Genomic DNA, 25,336 nt, shown 5'->3' on the forward strand with positions numbered 1-25,336 from the left:
CCTGTAATGGATTGAACCAGGTTTTTGAGTGTGGGAATTAATGCATTCCGTTATAATCATTCAGGCTTTTCGATTGGAGGTATCGGTTTCCAGTTGTCTATTCTTGTGGCTTCTTCGGAAGGTTTCTATAATTGTCATAGGGGATGATCCTGAAGAATCAGGTGTGGGATGGATTGAGGGCAACAGGCAAATGAGGAAAGGGATGGAGGTTCCAGGGTGCTAACCAGTCAATGGTATCGTGAAAAGTATCTCCTTGATCGCATGACGTTTCGCGATCTGATATGGGCGTACGTTTTATACCCGAGTATTCAATTATATGGGGTGTTATTGGCCTGTAGTATCGTCGGTGCCATCGTCATTTTCGAGTACTTTCCTGTTTCTCCCCTTCGCATGGCAGTAAGTATTGTTCTGACCCTGCTTGCTTATCCCTTCGTAGAATATGCTGTCCATCGGTTTATTTTACATGGGCGATACCTGTATCGGTCGCCATGGACGGCAGCCTTGTGGAAACGGATTCACTATGATCACCACCAAGATTCCAATGATTTACGGGTGTTGTTCGGGGCGGGCTCGACCACACTACCTACGATTGTCGTGGCCACTTTCCCTATTGGGATGAGTGTTGGAGGCTGGGTGGGGGCCGCCCTTTCTTTTGGGACAGGATTGGCGTGTTTTATGGTGTATGAACTCTGTCATTGCATGCAGCATCTGCGCGTGAATCCCAAAGTTAAGTTTTTACGGCGGATCAAGCGACATCATTTGCTGCATCATTTTCATAACGAACAAGGAAACTTTGGGATCACGAGTCTGTTTTGTGACCGGATTTTCGGTAGTGAGTATGGGAGTGCTGAGGATGTGCCGTTCAGTCAGACCGTTTCCAACCTGGGTTATGCGGATGAGGAACGATCCCACTACCCTTGGGTGGCCCAACTATCCGAACAGAAGCCATAAAAGGCCCATGAAGATTCGTAGTAGTGATCCTCGCATCGCCTCACGAGGCCGCACTTCCTGTAGGCGAAGGGTGCGCCAAGATGGCTGGGGAAAGGCGTTTTGATTCGCATTGAACCGGTCACCGACCGCGCCGGTCTCAAAGAGTTTATTCGCCTTCCCTGGAAGTTGTACCACTCAGATCCTCATTGGATTCCGCCTTTATTGGTCGAACGGCTCCATACCTTTTCCCAGAAAAATCCCTATTTTCAACATGCTCGTTGGCAATGTTGGCTGGCTTATCGAGGACAGGAACCCGTTGGTCGAATTTCTGCCCAGATTGATGACCTGCATCTCAATCGTTATCAGGATCGGACGGGGTTTTTTGGCCTGCTTGAAGCAGAGGAGGAGTCCAGTATCTTTCAGGCGCTATTTCAGGCTGCGGAAACCTGGCTTCAGACTCAGGGGATGACGAACGTTCGTGGGCCGTTTAACCTGTCGATCAATCAGGAATGTGGTCTGTTGGTTGATGGGTTTGATTCACCGCCCATGATTATGATGGGCCACGCCATGCCTTACTACCCATACGGTGTTGAACAAAATGCCTATGAAAAGGCCCAAGATCTTCTGGCCTATCGTATTGGAATACATTTTAGTTTTCCCCCTGGAGTTTCTCTGTTTCTCAAAAAAGCGAAAATCTCGATGCGAATTCGTCCGTTACGGCGGAAGCATCTGAATGAAGATTTAGCGATTATTAAGGATATTTTCGAAGAGGCCTGGTCAGATAATTGGGGATTTCTTCCGTTTACCGATGCAGAATTTGCTGAGATCGGACAGCAGCTTAAGCTATTGGTTGAAGATGATTTTGTCCAGATCGCTGAAATCGATGGTGAACCAACGGCGATGTTGGTTGCCTTTCCCAATATGCATGAGGTCATTCGAGATCTGAATGGGCATCTATTTCCATGGGGTTGGCTGAAAATCTTATGGCGGTTGAAAGCGTCCTATCCCCGGTCGGGTCGGGTTGCCTTAATGGGCGTGCGTAAACGATTTCAATCAAGTCCGATGGGTGCGGCGATGGCCTATGGATTAATTGAAGCGGTGAGGGAAGCAGGGCTTCGAAAACAAATTCAGCATGTCGAAATGTCCTGGATTTTAGAAAATAATAAACGCATGCGTCACATTCTAGAATCCCTCGGAGCCGAACCATACAAGACGTATAGAATTTACGAGAAGCATCTTCAATGAATGCAGATATGTGTTTCGTGAAGCCATATGGAGCTTGACCATCCACCTGTGACGGCCCTGGTGCTTGCTGGTGCCCGATCCGGGCGAGATCCGGTTGCCCAGATGGCAGGGGTATCAACTAAGGTCCTGGCACAGGTGGGTGGGGAACCCATGATTTCCCGTGTATTGCAGACGTTAGACCAGTCGCGCACGGTGGGGAAAAGAATATTATGCGGGCCTTCATGGGAAACAATACAAAATAATCCGTTTCTAGGAACATTGATTGAGTCAGGAGGGGTACAGTGGGTGGAGCCTCAACAAGGTCCGAGTCTGAGTGTTGCGAGGTTTTTGGATGAACACCCTCAGGAATTCCCTGTTCTGGTCACGACGGCGGACCATGCCTTGTTAACGGCAGAAATGGTTGATTATTTTCTCCATGCGGTGCAGGAAAAACAGATGGATGTGGCCGTGGGGCTGGTGCCGTATTCCTCAGTTGTGGCGTCATACCCTCAATCTAAGCGAACGGTTACCCGACTCACGGGCGGAGGGTTTTGCGGGTGTAATCTTTTTGTTCTCTGCACCCCAAAGGCTAAGCGAATGGTGGAATTTTGGAGCCAGGTTGAGCGAGAGCGCAAGCATCCCATTCGCCTGATTCGAACTCTTGGAGGGCTGGCCCTGGTCCGTTATCTATTTGGTTGGTTGTCGCTTGCGGAAGCCTTGAATCGACTTGGGCGGAAGCTCAATCTTCAGGTGCAAGAAGTGCTGCTTCCGTTTCCCGAAGCGGCTATTGATGTAGACACTCCTGAAGATCTTGCCTTGGCGGAAGCCATCTTGGCGAAACGACAGGAAGACATGGAGAAAGGCGTGGCTCCTGGCTAATCATGGAGGAATGGGCATGGGCGTCTTCCTCGACAATCACCTAACGTAAGTAATCGTTGGAGCCCCATTTCACGAGGGATGAATTTTGAACAGACGTTCAGCATGTTCTAAGTCGGATGGATTATCGATCTCAGCCCAATTCAACCCCTTAATGCAAAAAGTGGACACATGACCCTGTTGGGCCAATTCGTCGAGGAGTGATAAGTACCATTGCTTGAGGGCCTCCGGTTTACGAATTCGTTGGTCTAGTGTTGATAGAAAGATTTTAGGTCCATTGCCCTGAAAACGGATCATGCCGATGGACTCTCCGTTTACCTGTTCGATTGGCAGGGTTTTGCCGATTCGATCCAATTGTGTGCCACGGACGATGACTTTCATGTCGTCAGCATCGTAGCAAGCTTTCTCATCGGTTACTAAGGTAATGGGCGTAGGGGGGGCCTGCAGCAGACCTTGTAGCACCGCCGATTCAAATAGGGTGTCCCCATTAATTAATATAAAATCCTGGGTCATGTCGTTTCGGGCCGCCCAACAACTCATCAAATTATCTGCCATGGCAAAAAATGGATTATAGATCGTACGGACAGAACCGGAGGCGATATCGTCAGCCAGAAGAGCTTCGACCTTCTCGGCCCCGAACCCTACCACAATGTGAATGGAATCAATTCCCAGGCGAAGAAGTTCCTGGATTTGCCATTTCACAATTGGTTGTCCATTGACCGGAACGGTACATTTGGGTTTGTCGACTGTATGCGGGAGTAACCGTTTTCCCTGTCCAGCACTTAAGATCACGGCTTTCATCGTGGTAAGCCTCCTATCATGAGATGTTCACTGTCTATTGCTGTGTTGAGGTATGGTCGATGTTAGTCAGATATCTAGTTCGAGAGGTCCTGAAGCCAACAGCTGTCGTCTGTGGCCTTTTGGTGGCCTTGTTTGCCGGATACAGTTGGGTCACATTTTTAGCCAAGGCCGTCAATGCACTTTTGCCGGCAAATATGATTCTCACGCTCATTGCGTTAAAAGTGGGAATTGCGCTTGAGGTCCTCATTCCTATTTCGTTGTATTTCGGGGTTATTTTAGGTTTTGGCCGTTTGTATACCGATTCTGAAATGAAAGCCTTTATGGCGTGTGGTGTCAATCCGTATCGGATCCTTCTGGCGATTTTTGTTCTTAGCTGTTTTGTGGGCGTGATTGTCAGCATCTTTTCTTTGTATCTTCGTCCATTGGCCTATGAGGAAAGTTATCGATTAAAGGCTGAAGGAGAGGCTGGATTTCGTTTGAGCAATTTAGATGCCGGGCATTTTTATGAACGACGAAATGGATCCCTGGTGTTTTTTGCAGAGGGTGTCGATCAAGACCATCAAAAATTAAGTGGGGTCTTTGTTCAAAGTGAAAACGGAGATAATTTGCAAGTCTTTTCGGCAAAGACCGCTCAAGAGGAGATTGATCCCCAAAGTGGTATCTCGATTCCAGTTCTCTTTGATGGATTCGAATATAAACTGACAAGGGAGGGGGAGATCAAGCACATTTCTGGTTTTTCACGGTTAGCAATTTATCCTCAGGAGCTTGTAGCGGAGTATAAACGCAAGGCCGAATCCACACAAAATTTATTAAAATCTGATGCTCGCAAGGATATCGCAGAACTTCAATGGAGGTTTATCGCTCCTTTTTCGGCTATTCTCATGGGTCTGCTAGGAGTTCCCTTGAGTCGTGCTTCTCCAAGACAAGGCAAATATGCCAAAACCTTCACAGCCACCGTAATTTTTTCAGTCTATTACTTTGCCCAGTTGATGGTGAAGACGTTGGTGGAGCAAGGCAACCTCCCCATCATTCCCGGTCTTTGGTGGATTATTCTTGGGTTAGGAGCCTTACTAGCCTATTGGCTGGCCCCCAAACGTTTCACCAGGTCTTTATCGTAGAAGCAGTAGTCCATGGTTTTCCAATATTCTCAGGTATTCTGACGGGATGCCTGGTAAGAGATAAACCCCCGTCAATGGGCTTCACGATATTTTCATGAAAACTCTCAATCGGTACCTGGCGGGTAGTTTACTAAAGGGATATCTTCCGGTCCTGGCGATCTTTTTGGCGGTTTTTAGTTTAATTGTTTTTGTTGAAGAACTGGATGAGGTAGGCAAAGGCCGTTATACATTTTGGAGCGCGAGTGAGTATTTGTTGCTGACCATGCCAAGCCGACTGGTGTTTTTGGCTCCGTTTGTAGCCTTATTAGGGAGTATTATGGCCTTAGGGGGGCTTGCCAATGGTTGTGAACTCATCGCAATGCAGGCCGGGGGAGTTTCTCCCTATCAAATAGCCTGGTCGGTGATGAAGGTTGGGGCATGTTTTATTGTACTCGTGGGAATTCTGGAAGAGGTTGTCAATCCTCCCCTGGACCAGGAGGCGTATTTTAAGCGATCAATGGCCCTGTCGGATTCCGGGGCCTATAAGGGAAAGCAGGGTTTCTGGTTTCGTGAAGGAAGGCGCTTCATCAGAATTCATCAAATTCGCTACGGAGAGAGTCCGCAAGGCCTTGATATTTTTGAATTTAATGATGGCGGCCAATTGGACTTCTATATGCATGCTCAAGAGGCAGAAATTGTCAATCCTCAGAAGTGGACTCTGAAAAATATTAAAAAGCAGGTCATTCACGGATATCGTGTTTCTCAGGAGCAGTTGGCGAGCCTGGAATGGGACTCTCCGCTTAAACAGAATGAAGTCCGGTTATTGACTCTTCCTTCTTCCACATTGGCCCCTTCGGAGCTCTACCAATACATGGAATTCTTAAAACGTAAAAAACAAAATTTTCTGAGATATGAGTTAAGCTTTTGGGACAAAATATTTATGCCCTTGAATACCGGTCTCATGATCTTAGTGGCCATACCGTTTGTCTTCGGTCCCTTGCGAATGTCTCCAGCTGGGAAGAGGGTATTCATTGGATCCCTGGTCGGTCTGGCATATTATTTGATGACGGAAATTTCTAAACATGTTGGAATTTTGTTCGGAGCCTCTCCGTTATTGACGACGGCCGCTCCCTTCCTACTGTTGTCCCTTGTCACGTTTGTTTTGTGGCGGCGTTATCTCAATTGAAAAGTAGTGGAAAGTGGACATAGAGATCATGCATGATCAACGACTCTTTGGTTCCATGTGGGTGTCTGGTCCCGGTCGATGGGGCATGGGGGATATTTATCGGCATCCCATTGATGAGGTATAAGCCATGTTGTTTGCGAATTCAGGCGTATGCTCTAGGGATTTGTTGGAATGAATTCCGATGGCAGTCATAGACCGGATTAAGACCGCAATCAGATTTATCTCCGTCAGTTAGTAAGGGAAAGTCAGTCGACTCTATTAATATTTAATGTGTAAGGGAAATAAGGCGTGGTAGTTCAATGACTGTGTCTGCATATATTATCAATGATCCGAATGTCCGTTTGTGGAATTTGACCTCCCGTATCCGGTATGAACGAATGTTAAGTCGATTGGGGGTTGGGAATTTTCTCAATAATCTCAGCGATCTTCCATCCGATCATTCGCTTCTTGTTATTAGAGGAGATTTTTTATTTGATGCGCGCATATTCTCCTTCCTCCTGAAACAAACCAATGTTGTCCTGGAAGTTGAGGTTCAAGCTGGGTTGCGCCCGGTTATGGCTCATGTCGATTCCACTTTAGCTTCCGCAACGTGTGAAGGGATGCAACGAGAACACACCAGAGATGTTGCAAACTTACAATCTGTGACATTGCAAGATCTTTCAATTTCTTTTTCAAACGAATTGCGAAAAACTGATCATCCCTACGTGTTCCCCATTCGCGAAAATAACCGGGTGGCTTTGGAAGAACATTTATTTACGGGATCATATAAAGGCGTCACTGATCTGGTGACGAAGTTTCTTTGGCCTGTTCCGGCCAAATGGGCCACTCGGCTTTGTGCGGGTTGGGGGATTTCGCCTAATCAGGTGACCTCGCTGAGCTTATTACTTGTGATTGCCGCGGGAGTGTTGTTCGCGTTTGGGCAGTTTTTCTGGGGACTTGTCCTGGGCTGGATAATGACGTTCCTCGATACGGTGGACGGAAAATTAGCTCGAGTAACGGTGACCTCCAGTAAATGGGGCAATATTTTTGATCATGGCATTGATTTAATCCACCCTCCTCTTTGGTATTTAGCTTGGGGGTTGGGTCTCACCGCGTTTTCCCCTTTTCTCTCTTGGTTGACTCTGGAAATCACCTTTGGAATCATTTTGCTCGGATATGTGTTGGGACGCATGGTTGAAGGAATTTTTCAATGGTGGTTGGGGGGATTTGTCATCTTTTGTTGGAAACCGTTGGACTCCTATTTCAGGCTTGTCACGGCTCGGCGTAATCCTAATCTCATCTTCTTAACGGCTAGCCTTCTTGTTGGACGTCCCGATTTGGGTTTGGAGGCTGTGGCCATTTGGACGGTGGGCTCGACTTTGATTCTTCTGGGCAGACTCCTAATGGCGGGCTGGGGAAAAGCTCGGGTAGGTTCCCTCACTTCCTGGTTGGCTGAGATCGATCCAGTGAATCGAAATTCTTTGGCAGTGAGAATGTTTACCAATCCTCCGGTCACCATCAAATGATCGTTCATGTAGATATGACATATTTGTACGTCTACCCGAACTCCCCAATGTAAATGCTTCCTATCTCATCTTTGCCGTCGCTTGAGCTCGGTCGCACCGGGTCTAAGATGCATGTGGGGATCCTTCATAATTCGCTGAGTGGTCGTAATAGGCGGAAGCCAGCCCTTTTCCAGGAAATTTACCTCAAATATCCCGAAGTGCAACGGGCTGAGGTCAGCACGCCTGCGGATATCCTGGAAGCTCTGAAGACGTTTGCCCACCGTCAGGTGAATTGTGTGGTCGTCAATGGAGGGGATGGGACCATTCAAGCCACCATTGGGGCTTTGTTTCATCATCGTCCGTTTGCCCTCATGCCCCGGTTGGCTGTGTTGCCAGCAGGGACGGCCAATCTGATTGCGGGAGATGTGGGTTTAGGGAGATTTGAGTCACACACGCTTGAACAGTTATTGGTTCAAGCCGAAGCCATGACTCCGGGATTATGTTTTGAAACACGACCAGTTCTTCGTATTCAATTTCCAGAAAGCCGCGAACCCCTGCATGGGATGTTTTTCGGGGCCGGGGCTATTTATCATGGCACGCAACTCGGCATTGAAACCAAACAATCGATAGGCCGGTTAGGGGAATGGGGAGCCGGGCTGATTCTGCTGAAATTTTTATTGGCGTTGGCCTCCGGGTCCCGAAAAGGGTTGAATCCGATCACGGTGCGTGTGGCAACTGGAGAATCAGCACCTCTCCAGCATGAGTATTTAGTCTTGTTGGTCACCACCCTGGATCGCTTATTTTTAGGGATGAAACCGTTCTGGGGCAAGCAATCCCAGCCTCTGCGATACACGAGTCTTCGAGTGCCGTATCGCTATTTATGGCGTGCCTTGCCAACATTGTTTCGTGGGAAGACCCACCCTTTAGCCACGACAGAACATGGCTATGTCAGTGAAAATCTCTCAAGGCTTCGTTTAGTGTTTAACAGCGGATTTGTCTTGGATGGTGAAGTGTATGCGTCTTCCCTGCCTGAAGAGCCTTTAACCCTGGATTCTCCTGGCGAGTTGTCATTTGTGCGGTTAAAGACTGAATAACTGTGATGGATGGCTCCCCAACAGTCCTCGAGGTCGTGAGCCAGCCGAGCGCTCGACCCATTCCTGTGCCTATTCAAGCAGCGGGAAATTTCCTGGCTAAAAAATACGGGAATGCTGTCCAAGGAATCTTATTGTATGGCTCCTGCCTGCGGGCGGGAACGGATCAAGACGGATTAGTGGATTGTTATGTCATTGTGGATCAGTATGCTTCGGTCTACCAGTCTGTTTGGTTGGCCCTCCTCAATCGTTGGCTTCCACCAAACGTGTTCTATGGAGAAGTGAACCTGGAAGGACGGATTGTTCGAATGAAGTATGCCGTGCTCTCGTTAGGGGATTTTGAGCGAAGTGTGACTTCAAAATGGTTTCATTCATACTTTTGGGGACGCTTTGCGCAACCGACGGCCGTGATGGCCAGTCCGAGCCACACGATAAGTCAACGGATTATTTCAGGCTTGGGACGGGCGGTCCTGACATTTTTGGGGAATGTTGTTCCTCAAATGCCGCAACAATTTTCTGCCAAAGATGCATGGAGTATTGGGTTGGCCCTCAGTTATAGCGCCGAATTACGTGCCGAATCAAAAGGGCGAATCGCCACATTGTGGGACAGTAACCAAGCCTATTATGAACAAGTCGCACATGCGGCGTTTTCAGCCAATTTCCCAAAGATCAAGGTCATTCAGGGGAATGACATAATCATGTATGAGATGGAATATTCCAGGTGGGACCACATGAAGAATCGCATAGCCTGGATTGTTCGGAAAGTGCAGGGGAAGGTGTTATCTATTTTGCGGTTGATGAAAGCGGCCTTTACGTTTCAGGGAGGGGCGGACTACCTCATCTGGAAAATCGAGCGGCATTCCGGAGTGAAAATCGAATTGACCCCCGCCCAGCGTCGGCATCCCATTTGGGCCGGACTTACGACATTCTGGCGCCTCTATCGCAAAGGGGCCTTCCGGTAGATGCCGGGTTTCGGCCCATAGGTGTTAAGCTAAGCCTTGCCCTTGCCCTCTGTAGAGTTTCGGATCGAAGCCCACTTCGAGCATGTCCAGCGTGCTCATCCGTGAGCGCTGTCGATGTTTTCGACAGTGCCTGAGCAGCGACTCAAGCTCTTGGGACAGATAGCCCATGGCGTGGGCCTCCGACCACATGACGAATTGCGCGAGGAGAAACGCGCGTTCCTGGAGCCGCTTGTAGAGCTTCGCCAGGCTGATCTCTTGGCGTGAGGTATTCCACCGGGCGGTGTTGGCGACCGCATGCAGCCGCTGCACCCACACCGCGGCAATCAATTTGCCGTAAAGCTCGCATCGCAAGCGATGAACATTGCCGGTGGCCGACTGATGCACACGCAGAATGGATTTAAATTGTTTGAACAGCAACTCGATCTGCCACCGGAGCGTATACAAGGCCCGGACCATGTCCAAGGGCACCCAGGGCTCCGGCACATTGGTGATCAAGAGCGTCCAGTCGCACATGGCCACATGCCGTGGACTGCCGGTCCGGCCTTGTCGGCGGGCGTGGGCCTTGAACCGCCGGCGTCGGGCCTGGGCCACCTGGGCGGTCACGCGCAGGCAGACCAGCCGACAGGCGCGCGTTTGATTCTTGCCCTGCCCCAGGCACACCAGGCGTTCCTCCGTCGTCCCCGGGGCGGCCCGTAAGACCTGGCCGAGGTCAAGCGGCTCGCCCGTCTGGCCATCGTGCACCGTGGTGTCGAGGAACAAGCGCGTCAGAAAGAAGGCGCCTTTCCTCATCATGGCGTTGACGGTCGCCAGCTTGAAGTAGCCCTGATCGAAGAGCACCAGGTCGGTCGTGTTGACCAGAGCGGGCAGGTGGTCGGTGTAGCGATTATCCGGCACGGTACCGGCGGTGTCCGCCAGAAAGGTCAGTTCGCCCTGCTTATAGTCATACGCCGTTTGAAGCTTGCAATTGGCGGTGGAGGCGTTGCCCCCCGAGCCGGGGAAGATCGCGCCCAGTTGCTCGCTGACATCCCAACTCGAGCTATCCACGAGCAGGACGCGAGCAAACGGCTGGAGCAGGTTCGTGCGGATCGGCACCGGCTGCAGTTTGTGTCGAAGCACGGTGTGCAGACAGTGGCGGAGAAAGACGGCCGCTGAGGCCGTAAAGCGTTGATGTAAGGCTTCGCGACTGATGCGCGAGGAGAGCGCCGCGACCATCCCCTCCAAGGACGGATGCATCATCCCCAGTTGGCCCAGCGTCAGCAGGACGAGAAAGTCATAGGGCGTGAGCCGCCCGTGGCGTTGCTGAAATCCCGTGTGTTTGGCCAGTCGAGTGATCTCGTTTTTTTTAACCCCGCAAACAACTTCGGCAGCCCCCTCATGCTGACGCCCCCCTGAAGCCCTGGCTGCGAGCCAGGCCGAGACACGCCTGGACCCAGGCCGTGGTTAACACCTTAAAGCGCTGATAGCGCTTGAGTCGCCGCCGTACCTCGCCCAGGTCCTCCTTCTGGACGAAGAGCGTGGAGCTCTTGCCCGCCACAGTAAAACTGAGCTGATAGTAGGGCCCATGCTTCTTGGGATTGGAGGGAGCTTTGCACCGGCAGCCCGGTGTCCCGCACACATTCCACTGCTCACTCAGGCTCCCCGGCAAAACCGGGCCCAAGGTGGCCAGCTGCCGTTGAATCCGTTGCAGGGTCTGCTCTTCTCGCGTCATCGGTGCCTCCTCTTAGTTTCTCATTAAACCCGATAGCTCTATAATGCTATCGGTAATATAGCACAAAAAAAGCGCAAGGCAAGCGGAGGAACAAGGAACATCTTTGGCTTAGCTTAACAGCTATGGGGCGAGACCCGGCAACGTCAAAAGTCGCTTGGATATAACTCAAGGGCGTGAGCTTCCACCGTTCAAGCGGTCACACGGATTGATGACAGGATGGATTTCCGCTAAAACTTGGGGAAATGACGGGAAAAAATACATGCAGGCTTTGTAGGTGTGTAAGGAAGAAGGCTATTCCTTAGGACATTCAATACCGGATTTATTGTTGGAAGGAGAGGCTATTGATCGCGGTTGACTATGTAGAAGGCGGTGATGGAGAGGAATCGTTTGGCTATGCAGGCGGAGAACGGTTCGAGGTCGAGACGGCGGTTTTGACGTATTCTCGTGCGTCGAAGCGTTCGAGAGTAGTCACAGGGGAGGGCTAGTGCTCTACCTCTACTCTATCTACCTTTGACTTTTTAGGCCAGCGACGTTTCAGGCATATCCATTGTCCCGGTGCTTCTCTAATCCACTGTTCAAATTTTCGATTCAATTGACACGTCATATCGATAGCCTGTTCCGAGGAAGATGCTGAAGGGTTGTCGGGGAGTATTGGTTTGTCCACACAGATTCGGTAACGATAGTCCGGCAGTCGCACCACATGAACCGGGATAAAAGCGCATTGGTTGCGCAAGGCAAGGCGAGCCGGCGTGGTATTCGTGGGTGCCTCAATACCAAAGAAGGGGATCATTTCGGCACCGTCCAGCCGCGTATCTATGGCCAAACCAATGGAATGGCCATTCTTGAGTTCGCGAGCCAGCGTTCGAATACCACCATCACGGGATACCAGGCGTACGGGGAAGGCGTTGCGTAATTTGAAAAAAAACTCTCTAAGATAGGGGTTGGACTCCGGTGCATAGATGATAGAGACACGCAAACTAAATTGGGCTGCCAAAAAATTCGTGAATTGCCAGGCTTGGGTGTGTGCAGTAACAAAAACGATGGGTCGATCACCGCACAAAACTTCTTCGCTCTCTGGGGCAACGGAAAATTCAAGGCGTTGGTCACGCTGTTCCCACACTGTAAGCATATGAATTAATTCTGAAAGAGCAAGCCCCAGGCTGTGAAAGGTTTCTCGGCTAAGTTGCTGGATCTCTTGTTCGGTTTTATCGGGAAAGGTCAGTCGCAAATTTTTTTTGGCTGTATTAATCCTTGGAGTGAAACCTGCGAATGTTTTGAAAATCCCGCCACTAAGCGCCCCCGAAAACTGCATAGGTAATGCTCTTAATACCAGAAAAACTCCAGCGAATAGCCATGCTTCAATTTTCCACACGATTTTTTTTAGCGAGGGGAAAGCCAGGCTTAGGCGGCGAGAAATTAAATAGTGTTCAGCCATTGTTAATCTTACGTCATATGGGGCGAAATTTCGAACATTTGCGTTTGAGTCGGTTTGCGATAGTCGTATCTGAGCCTAACTCCGAAGCGCTCGCGTCGGCGGGCTGGTCTAGCACGTGCCCATGTTGGCAGGGTAATTAGGCAGTCCCCTGACCTTTCAATTCACCCGTTCCGGTTTTTAGGCTTTAACTCCTGTGTTACAAATGACTCCTGCCTATGTGTTAAGCAAAAAATCGATTTCTCCATTTGCGCCGCGCCTTCGGTACAGCGCCTGTCAGCCACTTTTTTCATGGTGTGTTGTTCATTTGCTTACGACGCCTGCTGTCCGATCATGGGGACGGGCGCTCTTTTTTCTTGGCGGGCCTTGTTTGAGCCCTTCGCCCCGACTCAGGACAGCCTCCGCGAGTTGGACCGCCCTCTTGTATTCCGCGGCCGTCCTATCTAATGAGGTCGGACTGAGCGTCAATGGTTTTGGGTCCTTTTCCAGAAAGAAAAGGACCTTGCCTGCCGGGGCAAGACCCGGCAACATTGAACATCGCTCAGACATGGTCATTTGATAAACGAGTAAGACGCATTGTCTTAAAACACCGTTTTGGGGACTTTCAAAAGCGAAGATGGATTTCCGCCAAAAACTGGCGGGAATGACAGGGGGTGGAGGATGGGCTTAGGCGAAGAATGAGCCAATGCTCGATTCTTATACTTCGAAAAAGGAACTACGAAGAATTTTGGAGTGTTATTGGTCGCGGTTGACCATGTAGCAGGCGGTGATGGAGAGGGATCGTTTGGCGGTGCAGGCGGAGAACGGTTCAAGGTCAAGGGCCGCGGCTTCGACGAACTCCCGTGCTCGAGCGGTGGAATAGGCCAGTGATCCTTGTTTCTGCATTAATTGGATGATTTTCGTGACGTCCTCATCTTCAATGGCATGGGCCAAAATCTTTTCGGTGATCCATTGGTTGTCTTGAGAAGAGCAAGTCTGGAGAAGGTGGAGTAATGGGATGGTAATCATGCCCTGGCGAATATCCTGACCAAGGGCTTTACCGAGTTTTGCACGGTCTGCCGCATAATCCAAGCGATCATCAGCCAATTGAAAGGCCATGCCAAGATGATAGCCAAACCGATAAAGAGCGGCTTGTTCTTCGATTGAGGCACCTCCAACGATCGCCCCAACCTTACAGGAGGCAGCAACAAGGGCTGCTGTTTTATATTCAACAATTTTGAGGTAGGCGGCCTCCGATAGGTGTGGTTGACTATTGGCGCAGAGTTGAAGAACCTCCCCTTCAGCCATCTTTCGGCAGGCATCCGCTAAGGCTTCGTTGATGCCATGATTGTGGAAGGTGGCAATCAGGGCCATGGCCTGAGAATACAAATAATCGCCCACAAGGATGCTGGCCTGGTTTCCCCAGAGTTTCCTTGCGGTAGGTTGTCCCCGTCGGAGGTCGGCTTCGTCTAAGACGTCATCATGTAATAACGTGGCCGTATGAATAAACTCGACGAGACTGCCCAGCAACAAAAAGTCTTTTTGGAGATATCCACAGAGACGAGCGCAGAGAATCAGAAGCAGCGGACGGATACGTTTCCCTCCACTGGCAAAGATGTGACCAGCGACGGTATTTATGAGCGGGGCATGCGATTCAAGGTGTTTGGTAATCTGGCTTTCAACCTCAATTAGGTCCGGCCGAAAGGCTTCCCACACATCCTCCATGGATTCCAGGTCTCTGAGGGCTGGTTCCTGATGCATGGCGGCGATACTAGGGGGTAGCCTGTGGATTGTCAAGCTGAACCACATGCTGGAAATCGATCAACATATTTTTAAAAACCAAATGGCTGGATGGAAAAATTTCCATAGGGAAAAGGGGATCGTCTTGACAGATTTTTTGACCATCCATTAATGTTGTTCCTTAATTTTGATTCGTTCTTCCCTTATTCTTCCGTCGCTCTCCGGGACCACACAAAGGCATACATGGCCCATTGAGTCTCTGCTAAGGGGTGGCGTGTCTCCCTCGTGACGATGGCCAACAACATTTTTTAGGTGAAACGTGAAACAGGTGCATAACCAACCAGTGTGGAATCTCCCGGGATTGCCTTCAGCCCAAGGCCTCTACCACCCTGGAAATGAGCATGATGGCTGTGGAATCGGGTTTGTTGCCCATATAAAGGGGCAAAAATCACACGACATCATAGAAAAGGGCCTGGAGGTCAACAAAAATCTGACTCATCGGGGAGCACAAGGATCTGACCCATGTACCGGCGATGGGGCAGGAATTCTCTCCCAGATACCCCATGATTTTTTTCATCGGGTTGCCACTGAATCTGGTATCGACCTTCCGGTAGCCGGGGCCTATGGGGTAGGCATGGTGTTTTTGCCCCAGGATGCCAAGACCAGGCAACAGTGCGAAGCCGTCTTTGAAGCGATCATAGGGGAAGAGGGTCAAAGATTTTTAGGGTGGCGTGATGTTCCAGCCAAAGAGGATCAAATCGGGGAACAGGCTCGAAAAACGATGCCCGCCATTCGACAGTTTTTTGTCGCACGTGAATTACTGAATCCGATGCAGTTTGAACGAAAACTGTATGTCATTCGTAAACGCATAACCCGGGCCGTTCGGGAATCAGCTCTCCCGGGGAAAGAATGGGTGTATATATCCAGTCTATCCGGCAACACGATTGTCTATAAGGGAATGTTGTTGCCTGAACAGGTTTCACTGTTTTATCCCGATCTTGCGGATCCCACATTTACCTCGGCGTTGGCCCTTGTGCATTCCCGCTTTAGTACAAACACGTTTCCAACCTGGGCCTTAGCCCATCCCTATCGCTATTCGGTCCATAATGGCGAAATTAATACGCTGAAGGGGAATGTCAATTGGATGCGGGCCCGACAGGGGCGGCTGGCCTCTGAACTATTTGGAGAGGATCTGAAAAAACTCTTTCCGATTATCGATGATTCCACGCAAAGCGATTCAGCCTGTTTGGATAATGCCATTGAGTTTTTGGTGATGGCCGGCCGGTCCCTGCCTCATGCCATGATGATGTTGATTCCGGAACCGTGGGTGGGAAATCCTCAAATGGATTTTGACCGACGAGGGTTTTATGAATATCACGCGGCCGTGATGGAACCGTGGGATGGACCAGCGGCCGTGTGCTTTACCGATGGGAAACTTGTCGGTGCGACCTTGGATCGGAATGGTCTGCGTCCCTGCCGGTATCAAATTACCAAGGATGATGTCGTGGTGTTGGCTTCAGAAGCAGGAGTGCTTCCGGTAGATCCTAAGACCATTCGCATGAAGGGACGCCTGCAACCGGGTCGGATGTTTGTCGTGGATACCGTCCAAGGGCGTATTCTTGACGACGAAGAAATTAAAGCCGATATCACCAAACGGAAGCCCTATCGACAATGGTTAACGCAATATCGGGTGTCTTTAGATGAACTGCCTGAGCCACTCAATGTGCCGCAACCCGATCATCCGACGTTGCGCCAACGCCAGCAAGCCTTTGGCTATACGGTGGAAGAATTGAAAATGGTGTTGATTCCTATGGCGGTAACCGGTGAAGAGCCTATTTCTTCAATGGGAACCGATACGCCTTTAGCCGTGTTGTCCGAACGGCCGCAACTTCTTTTCAAATATTTCAAACAATTGTTTGCTCAAGTCACGAATCCTCCTATCGATCCGATCCGGGAGCATCTGGTGATGTCCCTTTTCACCAACATCGGGCCTAAGCCGAACGTTATTGCGGAGATTCCTGAGGCCTGTCGAAGGATTAAATTGCAGCAACCGATCCTTAGCAATCTTGACCTGCAAAAGATTCGCATGATTGGAGATCCTCACTTTAAAAGTAAGACCCTTTCATTGCTCTTTAACGTGGCTGAGGGACCTGAGGGCATGGCTGCAGCTCTTGATCAATTATGTCAGCAAGCTTCGAGAGCCATTAAGGATGGGGAAAAGTTTCTGATTCTGAGCGATCGAGGCATTAATGCCGAGTGGGCACCTATTCCCAGTTTATTGGGTGTCTCAGCCGTTCATCATCATCTGGTTCGAGAAGAAACCCGAACAGAGGTCGGGTTGATTCTGGAAACAGGGGAACCGCGTGATGTGCATCATTTTGCCTGCCTCATTGGATACGGAGTCGGGGCCATCAATCCGTATTTGGTGTTTGAGTCCCTCGTGGATATGGAACGGGAAGGGTATTTTCCTGAAAGTGTCGATGCGGCGACGGCCGAATCCAAGTTTATCAAGGCAGTTAACAAAGGATTGCTGAAAATTTTCTCAAAGATGGGGATTTCTACGGTCCAGTCCTATTGTGGCGCTCAAATTTTTGAGGCTATTGGCCTGAATAACCAGTTGATTGATCGGTTTTTTACCGGAACGGCTTCACGGATCGAAGGCATTGGTCTCAGTGAGGTGGGTGAAGAGACCTTGCGCCGGCATGCTCTGGCCTATCGTCCCGTCCCCATGCGCCAATTAGATTTTGGTGGCGAAATCCATTATCGGATTCAGGGAGAGCATCATAATTGGAATCCTGAAACGATTTACAAACTTCAGCATGCGTCGCGTGCGAATGATGCCAAAGCCTATGCCGATTTTTCAGCCCTCGTGAATAAGGAAGACCAACGGCGCTCGAATCTTCGTGGGTTGTTTGAGTTTAACTGGGCAGCCGAACCCATCCCCCTTGAGGACGTGGAACCTGCCAGTGAAATTGTGAAGCGATTTACCACGGGTGCCATGTCATTTGGGGCAATCAGTAAAGAAGCACATGAAACATTGGCCATCGCCATGAATCGCATCGGTGCCAAAAGTAATACCGGAGAGGGCGGCGAGGACCCGGAACGATTTAACCCCTTGCCCAACGGGGATTCCAAAAATTCCTATATAAAGCAGGTGGCGTCCGGTCGTTTTGGGGTGACGGCACATTATCTGGTGAATGCCCGGGAATTGCAGATCAAAATGGCCCAGGGGGCTAAGCCTGGTGAAGGAGGACAGTTGCCGGGACACAAGGTGGATGAAATTATTGCCAGGCTTCGGTATTCCACGCCAGGAGTGCAACTGATCTCGCCCCCTCCTCATCATGATATTTATTCTATCGAGGATCTCAAACAACTCATTTTTGACCTGAAGAATTCCAATCCCGAAGCCGCGATTTCCGTGAAACTCGTGGCCGAAGTCGGGGTCGGAACCGTGGCGGCAGGAGTGGCAAAGGCTCATGCCGATAAAGTCCTTATCAGCGGTGATTCCGGTGGAACCGGGGCTTCTCCCTTATCCTCCATCAAGTATGCGGGAGTACCCTGGGAATTGGGTCTGGCCGAAACGCACCAGACGCTCGTGCTCAATGATCTGCGTGGACGTATTCGAGTGGAAACCGACGGCCAACTTAAAACGGGCCGTGATGTGGTGATTGCGACGCTTTTGGGGGCGGAAGAATTCGGTTTTTCTACGGCGCCATTGATCGTTGAGGGGTGCATCATGATGAGGAAATGCCACCTCAATACCTGTCCGGTAGGAGTGGCCACCCAAGATGGGGAGTTGCGAAAACAATTTACGGGGAAACCAGAGCATGTTGTGAACTTCTTTATGTTTGTGGCGGAAGAAATTCGCTCTCTGATGGCAAAGCTCGGATTCAGGACCATTCGGGAGATGATCGGACGTGTGGATAAGCTCAAAGTGCATAAAGCTGTTGATCATTGGAAAGCCAAAGGGCTGGATTTGTCTCCGTTATTGATCAAGCCGGATGTCGGTCCTGAAGTGGCCACATCGTGTGTGCAAAAACAAGATCACGGTCTGAAGGAGATTTTGGATAATCAATTGGTGGAATGGTGTCAACCAGCCATTGAGCGGGGAGAGTCGGTTTCCTTGGATCTGCCTATACGAAATGTAAACCGGACCACCGGGACTGTTCTGTCAAGCCATATTGCCCGTAGGTACGGGCCGGATGGACTCCCTTCTGACACGATTCGGATTAAGTTTACCGGATCGGCTGGACAATCCTTTGGTGCCTTTTTGTCGAAGGGTATTACGCTCATTCTGGAAGGCGAGTCGAATGACTATTTGGGGAAAGGTCTCTCTGGAGGGAAAATTATTGTGATTCCACCGAAGGGAGTGACGTATTCGCCGGAAGACACGATTCTGATCGGGAACACGTCCCTCTATGGGGCGACAGGTGGTGAAGGGTATTTTTATGGCATTGCGGGAGAACGGTTTGCTGTCCGGAATAGTGGCGCACGGGCCGTCATTGATGGAACCGGTGATCATGGGTGTGAATATATGACCGGGGGTGTGGTGGTGGTTCTTGGGAAAACGGGACGTAATTTTGCGGCCGGGATGTCCGGAGGCGATGCCTATGTGTTGGATGAGGATGGGCAATTCCCCGCACGTTGCAATATGGGCATGGTGGAATTAGAACCTGTTGTGTCATCGGAAGATAAACAGACCCTTCGTGGGATGATAGAGGCCCATCTTCGTTACACCCAAAGTGCCAATGCCAGGAGGGTTCTTGAATCGTGGGATATGATGTTGCCGAAATTTGTCAAAGTCATGCCCAGTGATTACAAGCGAGTGCTGCAGGAAAGGAAAACGGCCTTGGCCAAAGAACATGCTCAACGGGAGCGGGAGGCGGTGAGCCGTGGCTGATCCTCGTGGTTTTTTGAAATATAAACGGGAAGGACCTCGACGACGGCCGGTTGAGCTACGGGTTCTCGATTGGAAAGAAATTTATGAACCCTTTTCCGACGACAAACTCAAAACGCAGGGTGCACGCTGTATGGATTGCGGGGTGCCATTTTGTCAAAGCCCCTCTGGCTGTCCTGTGGTGAATTTGATCCCGGAATGGAACGATCTGGTACATAAGGGACGATGGAAAGATGCCCTCAAAGCGCTTCATGCCACCAATAACTTTCCTGAGTTTACCGGACGTCTCTGTCCGGCTCCATGCGAGTCAGCATGTGTGTTAGGCATTAATAGCGATCCGGTCTCTATCCGAGTCATTGAATGGAATATTATTGATAAAGGGTTTGAAGAAGGGTGGGTTGAACCGGTGCTACCGGTTGTCTCATCCGGGAAACGGGTTGCCATTGTCGGGTCGGGTCCAGCAGGGTTGGCGGCGGCCCAACAATTAGCCCGGACTGGTCATGAAGTGACAGTTTTGGAAAAGGCTGATCGGATTGGAGGCTTGCTTCGCTATGGTATTCCAGATTTTAAAATGGAGAAGTGGGTATTAGACCGTCGATTGGAGCAGATGCGGAAAGAGGGGGTGACCTTTCAGACTAGCGTGTGCGTTGGTGTGGACACCACTGTCGAGGCACTCCGTCGTGACTATGATGCGGTGTTGCTGGCGATGGGGGCCGAGCAACCAAGAGAATTGCCCGTTCCAGGAAGAGATCTTAAGGGCGTTCATCTCGCCATGGATTATCTTACTCAACAGAATAAGCAAGTGGCCGGGGATACCCTTCTGGGAGAGCACATATCGGCTAAAGGCAAACGGGTGGTGATTATCGGTGGTGGTGATACGGGATCGGATTGTCTTGGTACGGCTCATCGTCAAGGGTGTGTTGAAGCTCATCAATTTGAGTTGTTACCCGAACCTCCACCGAATCGGGCTCAATCGACACCATGGCCTTTATGGCCCATGCAATTACGAACGTCGCATGCCCACGAAGAAGGGTGTGATCGCGAATGGAGTATCTCCACCACAAAGTTTTCAGGGGAAAATGGGCACCTCACCAGATTGCATGCGACCCGTGTGAATTTTGAGAATGGAAAGGTGGTTCCTGTTCCCGGGGCCGAGATCAAGATGGATGTTGAGCTGGTCTTGTTGGCGATGGGGTTTGTCGGGCCGGTTAAAGGGGGCCTGCTGGATTCTCTTGGGCTTCAATATGATTCTCGTGGGAATGTGGCTGTTGATGAACACTTCATGACTAATATGGATGGGGTGTTTGCCACAGGGGACACTAAGCGTGGCGCGTCTTTGATTGTCTGGGCTATTGCAGAAGGGAGAAAGTCTGCGGCCGGGATTCACCGGTATCTACAAGCTGGACGATCCTTTCGGGTGTCCTGATTTCTTTCCATCCCTGGATGTTTTCCGCTTAGGTCGGTTTTTCAAAAGCTCTTGTGAAATGTAAAGTGGGTGTGTGTCCATCACAGATCATCAAGAAAGTGTTGAGTCCTACCAACAGCAGTCCGTCCGTCACGTGGCTGTGACTATGCCTCCTTCCCCTGCTCTGTTCGTCCCGGTAATATTGAGCTTGCTGACGCGCATTTTTTGAACGTCTTTCCTCTGGATTATTATCCCCTTAGCTTCTTAAGTCACTGAATGAGGAAACCTTTGCGCTATACAGATTTGTCACGTGGGGAGGCTATTTACGAAGATTTCCTTCGGCGGGCAGGCAGGATTCCATTTCTGGGCCTTGGTTTATCGGTGGATGTGTATTCACCTGATATATTTGACCTATACGAGGAACTTCGAAGTCAGCAAATCCCGATGGCCTATCTTGAAATCTTTCATGCGGCTTCGGAGGCTTTGGCGATGGTTCGAGCCCGACTTTCTGACATTCCTCTGGCCTACCATGCCGAGGGGATTTGGGTCACACAACCTGATTGGGACACCGCGTACAATTCTCAAGAGCGATTACAGGCTACTGCCTTCAATCTTCGAATGTTACAGCCTCATTGGGTTAATCAAGAATGTGCGGCCAAAGAAATAGGCGGCTTTTCGTTCGGGACCTACTTGCCTCCCGTATTTACCAGAGCTTCTGCAGAAATTACGGCTTACCAGACGTGGAATGCTCAGCTGCAGCTCGATCAATTTGATTGGGGACAGCAGGTCAGCTCGCCATTGCTGCTTTTGGAGGTTCCGCCCTTAACCTATTTTTCGATGGGTGAGATGCCTTATGCAGAATTTTTCGCGAACATTTCAGCCAAGTCACCCTGCGGGTTGGTATTGGATCTGGGCCACGTCTGGACGGCCTATCGATATTCCGGCGCTTGGCGAAAACAGGGGCTGGAATCGTTTTTCGAAGCCTTTCTTGAGCAATTTCCCCTGGAGAGAGTCATTGAAATTCATATCGCCGGTCTGGATTGCCATCCGAACATCCACACCGGACTTGATACAGAGCCACACGGACCCCAAAATTGGATTGATGCCCATGAGGCTCCCATCCCAGACGAATTACTTATGCTCCTGACTCGGGTTTTAGGGGATTCTCGTCTTCTCAATCTCAAAGGAATCGCCTTAGAAGTAGACAATAAGCCCATACCGCTTATCTGCCGGGAAATGAAAATGGTGATGGAGATGGTAGAGCCTCCGGGGCATTTGATTGCTCAGGTGCGTTCGTCTGCCACAGAATTGCAAAGGGAATCAAACTTTCCAGTGGAAAACGTCGAGCCTTCTAGGGAAACCCGTGATGGATTAACCCTCCAATACAGGGAGTACATGGCACTGGTCAGAGAAGTCCTGAGTGGTCGGCTGGATGTACCTGGTTCTTTGGATGCTGAAATGAATATGGGGCTTCATGTGTATGCGACTCAGTATTTACCATATGAAATTCTCACATGGGGTGGAGATGTGAGGGTGATGTTTCCCAATGCGTGTGATCTTTTGGCTCAATACGGGATTTCATTGAAACAATTCGTGGAATTTTGGTTTGCCCATCCTCGAACATCTGAGTCTGGGATTGAGTATGATTTTTTTCTGCTCAAAATTGATTTATTTGTGAAATTTATTGGGCAGATCTTTCCTGAGGCAAGTTCCCTTGTCAAACAGGAAGCCGAACTTCTTATTCAGGGATACCTCCTCGCATCTCAGGGGGCATCGACGTAACCACGACGGTTCCTAGGAAAATCGGTTCTGTCTGTCAGTGACCTGATCAGGTGAATAGTGGATTGGGAACTTCTGCTTGGCAGGGATTTAAAAGTTCTTGGCCTGGGCTGCTGCTCCGGTAGACAGGGCTTGATGAATTTCCTGAATGAGGCGCAGTTCAATATCGGTGACTTCAGATTGCTGAGCTGAGAACATCTGGCCGTTTTTGGAAATTTTTTCGAATTCGGCACGGACCCAAATGATGGTATGATCGGAAGGCCCTTTCTCAATCGAGAGGAGGTATTGGTTCCGAAAACCTGATAGTTCCAGTGAGGGAGGAAGTGACGTTTTGCGATCAGTAATATAGACGGCTTTTTGATCTGTTTGCATGCTGGAAAGTATTGAATAGCCGTTTTTTGTGAGTGCGCCTTCTATGATTTCTGAAGCTGAGGAAAAGGGAAACGGCAACTCCTGGCTTTGACCACCAATTTGATGAAGGGTAAGGGTCTTCCTCATCTGGTCCCTTTGGCTCCTGAGCCATTTGTTTTCTCCTTCCAACTTTCGATGTTCTTCTTCCAATATTTTAATTTTGGCTCCATCTTTTTTGGGGCTGTTTGCCAGTTCCGCCATTTGAGCCTGTGCATCTCGAAGTTGTTCTTTGTGTGTCGCTTCGGCTGTTCTAGCATCTTGGTTCAGCCGGTCGATTTGTTGTTGTAGGACTTTATTGCCTTCCTGCAGTGATTGAATAAATGACTCCAATTTGTCGATCTTTTTGGTCAGCTTTTTATTTTCTTCTTGAAAAGCAGAATGATCTTCGGGACACCCGGTGAGAAAGAGTAGGAGTATGGCTGCCAAAAGGTAAAAGGCCTTGCTCACACTGCAGGGGAGTATTTCTTGCCTCTGCCGGAATGTTCGCGGGCGCTGGAAGAATGCTTGAGTTTTCACCGGCTCAGCGCATCCGTGAATGGAGGATAGTGTTGTGATTTGATCAAATGGGTACCTTTTATTAGGTATTTTATTCCTAATCAGTTCTTATTTCAAACTTCCATATTGAGGGGGTATAAAGAATGGGGAATAATCTGTTATTCCTTTGAGAAATCGTGAAAATCTGAAGACAACTTAAGGGTGGAAGGTAGGTCGTGTTGAAACATTATGAGGAATCTGAAATGGATCAGTTTATTAGAATAACTTTCCCCGTCCCTCCACTTTCATGTAATTGTTCGATCATCGGTGATAACGAAACTAAACAGGCCATTGTGGTGGACCCAGGGGGAAACCCTGAGCGCATACTCGGGGAAATTGATGCCATGGGATTCACGGTCACTGCCGTTTTGCATACGCATGCCCATTTTGACCATTTCCTAGCCTCCGGTCATATTAAGGAGGCGACCGGGGCTTCCCTGTTTTTGCATCCGCAAGATCAGGATCTTTGGGGCATGCTGGAAATTCAATGTCGAATGTTTAATATTCCTTATGTGCCTGTCCCTCCGCCGGACAAATGGATTAAAGATGAGTCAGAAGTGCAAGTTGGTCCCTATACGGGAACCGTGATCCATACTCCTGGCCACACTCCTGGCTCGGTTTGTTTTTTCTTTGAAAGCCAAAGTTTGGTGTTTTCAGGGGATACCTTGTTTCGTGGCGGAATTGGCCGAACTGATCTTTGGGGTGGAGATGGTCAGATAATCGAGCGATCTATTCGAGAACGCTTGTACACCCTCAAGGAAAGCACGCTTGTGATCCCAGGGCATGGGCCTGAATCATCCATTGGATGGGAACGAGAGCATAATATGTTTGTGCATGGATAAGCATTGAGGATTAATGTTTGAAAGATAATGGGACTTTTGGGATTGGCTATTAGGTATGTTGAGAAATAAGAGAAAAATAGTCTTAAAAAAATAATTGCCCCGTTATAAAAACCCATTCTTCATTGAGGAAAGGAATCTTAATCCTAAAAAAAATGAAAAAGGGTTGAGTATTTCTTAGTACTCTTATTGATTTAATAGGGCACACTTTCCTATTTTAATCTCCAAGAATTGCAATTATAAATACCATCTTGCGTCGAAGAATGTCATATGCTATAACCAACCCTCTTGTTGAAAACTAAGACGGTATAAATAAGAAATTTGGCTTGCGTTTTTCAGGTAAAACTTTCATTATCAACAGCTTCTCAATGAGGAGGTAGGCGATGCACAGAGTGCTTCTATCCGTCCTTTTAAGTGTAGTGTTCGTTGTGGCCGGAAGTTCAGCAGCATTTGCGTTACAGTCCGGTGGTGTGGAAATTGGCGACCTTGAAACAGGATCTGTCGTGGGCCAGCCATTCCAAAAGTTGGATGTGGATATTGAGTTGAATGCCATGGAAATTGGTGGCAAGAAAGTCTGGTATCCTCCGGTATCAATTTTGAGTCTTATTTCCAGTGCGACAGGTGGTAGAGCCGGAAGGCCGGTTTTGGTCAAGGTCACCAATACTATGAAGGAGGCGCACGGTTTTTCTCTTTCCGCGGCTTCCACACAGACTGGTCCAACTACGATGGAAATCAACCTTGAGTTGGCTCCAGGTGAGACCAAGTATATTGGGATACCCATCAGTGATCTCACCTATGTGACTTCGAACAGTTTGTTGAATTATAAGTGTCAACTACATTCAGCCCACCTTGGTGGACAATTATTAGTGTTGACCAAGTAGAAATTATTCAGACGTAGAGTTTTGTAAAGATAAGCCCCATCCTTTTCACAAGGGATGGGGCTTATTTAATATATGAATGC

20 protein-coding genes are annotated in these 25,336 nt (G+C 49.4%); 14 read left to right on the forward strand and 6 right to left on the reverse strand.

What is annotated here, in order from left to right:
- The first annotated feature begins 216 nt into the window (after positions 1 to 216).
- From ACWHYD_RS04270 to ACWHYD_RS04280, 3 genes are all read left to right on the forward strand, one after another.
- Positions 217 to 951 (forward strand): sterol desaturase family protein, encoded by a 735-nt coding sequence (locus tag ACWHYD_RS04270; RefSeq protein ID WP_447964680.1) that lies wholly within the window; start codon positions 217 to 219, stop codon positions 949 to 951.
- 99 nt (positions 952 to 1,050) lie between these two features.
- Positions 1,051 to 2,175: an N-acetyltransferase family protein gene (locus tag ACWHYD_RS04275; RefSeq protein WP_447964681.1), complete on the forward strand. Its 1,125-nt coding sequence runs from the start codon at positions 1,051 to 1,053 to the stop codon at positions 2,173 to 2,175.
- A gap of 27 nt (positions 2,176 to 2,202) precedes the next feature.
- On the forward strand, positions 2,203 to 3,033 hold the full coding sequence (locus ACWHYD_RS04280; protein ID WP_447964682.1) for an NTP transferase domain-containing protein: 831 nt from the start codon (positions 2,203 to 2,205) through the stop codon (positions 3,031 to 3,033).
- Positions 3,034 to 3,102: 69 nt separating this feature from the next.
- Here ACWHYD_RS04280 and ACWHYD_RS04285 read toward each other — a convergent pair whose 3' ends face one another.
- Positions 3,103 to 3,831, reverse strand: a complete 729-nt coding sequence (locus ACWHYD_RS04285) for a phosphocholine cytidylyltransferase family protein (protein WP_447964683.1) — start codon at positions 3,829 to 3,831, stop codon at positions 3,103 to 3,105.
- Positions 3,832 to 3,890: 59 nt separating this feature from the next.
- On the opposite strand from ACWHYD_RS04285, the gene lptF reads away from it, so the two are divergent.
- The 5 genes from lptF to ACWHYD_RS04310 all read left to right on the forward strand — a co-directional run bounded on the left by lptF (position 3,891) and on the right by ACWHYD_RS04310 (position 9,651).
- Positions 3,891 to 4,949: an LPS export ABC transporter permease LptF gene (gene lptF, locus ACWHYD_RS04290; RefSeq protein WP_447964684.1), complete on the forward strand. Its 1,059-nt coding sequence runs from the start codon at positions 3,891 to 3,893 to the stop codon at positions 4,947 to 4,949.
- Between the two features lie 94 nt (positions 4,950 to 5,043).
- Entirely contained in the window at positions 5,044 to 6,114 is a 1,071-nt protein-coding gene (gene lptG, locus ACWHYD_RS04295; RefSeq protein ID WP_447964685.1) for an LPS export ABC transporter permease LptG, read from the forward strand.
- Between the two features lie 299 nt (positions 6,115 to 6,413).
- On the forward strand, positions 6,414 to 7,619 hold the full coding sequence (locus tag ACWHYD_RS04300) for a CDP-alcohol phosphatidyltransferase family protein (RefSeq protein WP_447964686.1): 1,206 nt from the start codon (positions 6,414 to 6,416) through the stop codon (positions 7,617 to 7,619).
- A gap of 107 nt (positions 7,620 to 7,726) precedes the next feature.
- Positions 7,727 to 8,692 (forward strand): diacylglycerol/lipid kinase family protein, encoded by a 966-nt coding sequence (locus ACWHYD_RS04305; protein ID WP_447964687.1) that lies wholly within the window; start codon positions 7,727 to 7,729, stop codon positions 8,690 to 8,692.
- Positions 8,693 to 8,697: 5 nt separating this feature from the next.
- Positions 8,698 to 9,651: a hypothetical protein gene (locus ACWHYD_RS04310; protein WP_447964688.1), complete on the forward strand. Its 954-nt coding sequence runs from the start codon at positions 8,698 to 8,700 to the stop codon at positions 9,649 to 9,651.
- Positions 9,652 to 9,675: 24 nt separating this feature from the next.
- Here ACWHYD_RS04310 and ACWHYD_RS04315 read toward each other — a convergent pair whose 3' ends face one another.
- Positions 9,676 to 10,983, reverse strand: coding sequence for an IS4 family transposase (locus tag ACWHYD_RS04315; RefSeq protein ID WP_447965821.1), 1,308 nt, complete (start codon positions 10,981 to 10,983; stop codon positions 9,676 to 9,678).
- Between the two features lie 40 nt (positions 10,984 to 11,023).
- A complete protein-coding gene (locus tag ACWHYD_RS04320) occupies positions 11,024 to 11,359 on the reverse strand; it encodes a DUF6788 family protein (protein WP_447963655.1) in 336 nt (111 codons plus the stop codon).
- Positions 11,360 to 11,700: 341 nt separating this feature from the next.
- On the opposite strand from ACWHYD_RS04320, the gene ACWHYD_RS04325 reads away from it, so the two are divergent.
- Positions 11,701 to 11,844, forward strand: a complete 144-nt coding sequence (locus tag ACWHYD_RS04325; RefSeq protein WP_447964689.1) for a hypothetical protein — start codon at positions 11,701 to 11,703, stop codon at positions 11,842 to 11,844.
- On the opposite strand, the gene ACWHYD_RS04330 is transcribed toward ACWHYD_RS04325, so the two are convergent.
- Together ACWHYD_RS04330 and ACWHYD_RS04335 are read right to left on the reverse strand one after the other, a co-directional pair.
- On the reverse strand, positions 11,841 to 12,794 hold the full coding sequence (locus tag ACWHYD_RS04330) for a lysophospholipid acyltransferase family protein (protein ID WP_447964690.1): 954 nt from the start codon (positions 12,792 to 12,794) through the stop codon (positions 11,841 to 11,843). The two genes, ACWHYD_RS04325 and ACWHYD_RS04330, sit on opposite strands and share 4 nt — an antisense overlap.
- A gap of 732 nt (positions 12,795 to 13,526) precedes the next feature.
- Positions 13,527 to 14,531, reverse strand: coding sequence for a polyprenyl synthetase family protein (locus ACWHYD_RS04335; RefSeq protein WP_447964691.1), 1,005 nt, complete (start codon positions 14,529 to 14,531; stop codon positions 13,527 to 13,529).
- 307 nt (positions 14,532 to 14,838) lie between these two features.
- Between ACWHYD_RS04335 and gltB the strand changes: the two genes are divergently transcribed.
- From gltB to ACWHYD_RS04350, 3 genes are all read left to right on the forward strand, one after another.
- Positions 14,839 to 19,410 carry a glutamate synthase large subunit gene (gene gltB, locus ACWHYD_RS04340; RefSeq protein ID WP_447964692.1) on the forward strand — a complete coding sequence of 1,524 codons (4,572 nt, stop codon included), beginning with the start codon at positions 14,839 to 14,841 and terminating at the stop codon, positions 19,408 to 19,410.
- A complete protein-coding gene (locus tag ACWHYD_RS04345; protein ID WP_447964693.1) occupies positions 19,403 to 20,833 on the forward strand; it encodes a glutamate synthase subunit beta in 1,431 nt (476 codons plus the stop codon). Before gltB ends, ACWHYD_RS04345 begins: the two co-directional genes overlap by 8 nt.
- A 267-nt stretch (positions 20,834 to 21,100) precedes the next feature.
- Positions 21,101 to 22,594, forward strand: a complete 1,494-nt coding sequence (locus ACWHYD_RS04350; RefSeq protein WP_447964694.1) for a multinuclear nonheme iron-dependent oxidase — start codon at positions 21,101 to 21,103, stop codon at positions 22,592 to 22,594.
- Positions 22,595 to 22,681: 87 nt separating this feature from the next.
- Here ACWHYD_RS04350 and ACWHYD_RS04355 read toward each other — a convergent pair whose 3' ends face one another.
- On the reverse strand, positions 22,682 to 23,449 hold the full coding sequence (locus ACWHYD_RS04355; protein ID WP_447964695.1) for a hypothetical protein: 768 nt from the start codon (positions 23,447 to 23,449) through the stop codon (positions 22,682 to 22,684).
- Between the two features lie 290 nt (positions 23,450 to 23,739).
- On the opposite strand from ACWHYD_RS04355, the gene ACWHYD_RS04360 reads away from it, so the two are divergent.
- Positions 23,740 to 24,378: an MBL fold metallo-hydrolase gene (locus ACWHYD_RS04360; RefSeq protein WP_447964696.1), complete on the forward strand. Its 639-nt coding sequence runs from the start codon at positions 23,740 to 23,742 to the stop codon at positions 24,376 to 24,378.
- 380 nt (positions 24,379 to 24,758) lie between these two features.
- Entirely contained in the window at positions 24,759 to 25,256 is a 498-nt protein-coding gene (locus tag ACWHYD_RS04365) for a hypothetical protein (RefSeq protein ID WP_447964697.1), read from the forward strand.
- The last annotated feature ends 80 nt before the right edge of the window (positions 25,257 to 25,336 follow it).

The sequence above is a fragment of the Nitrospira sp. Ecomares 2.1 genome, assembly GCF_965152585.1.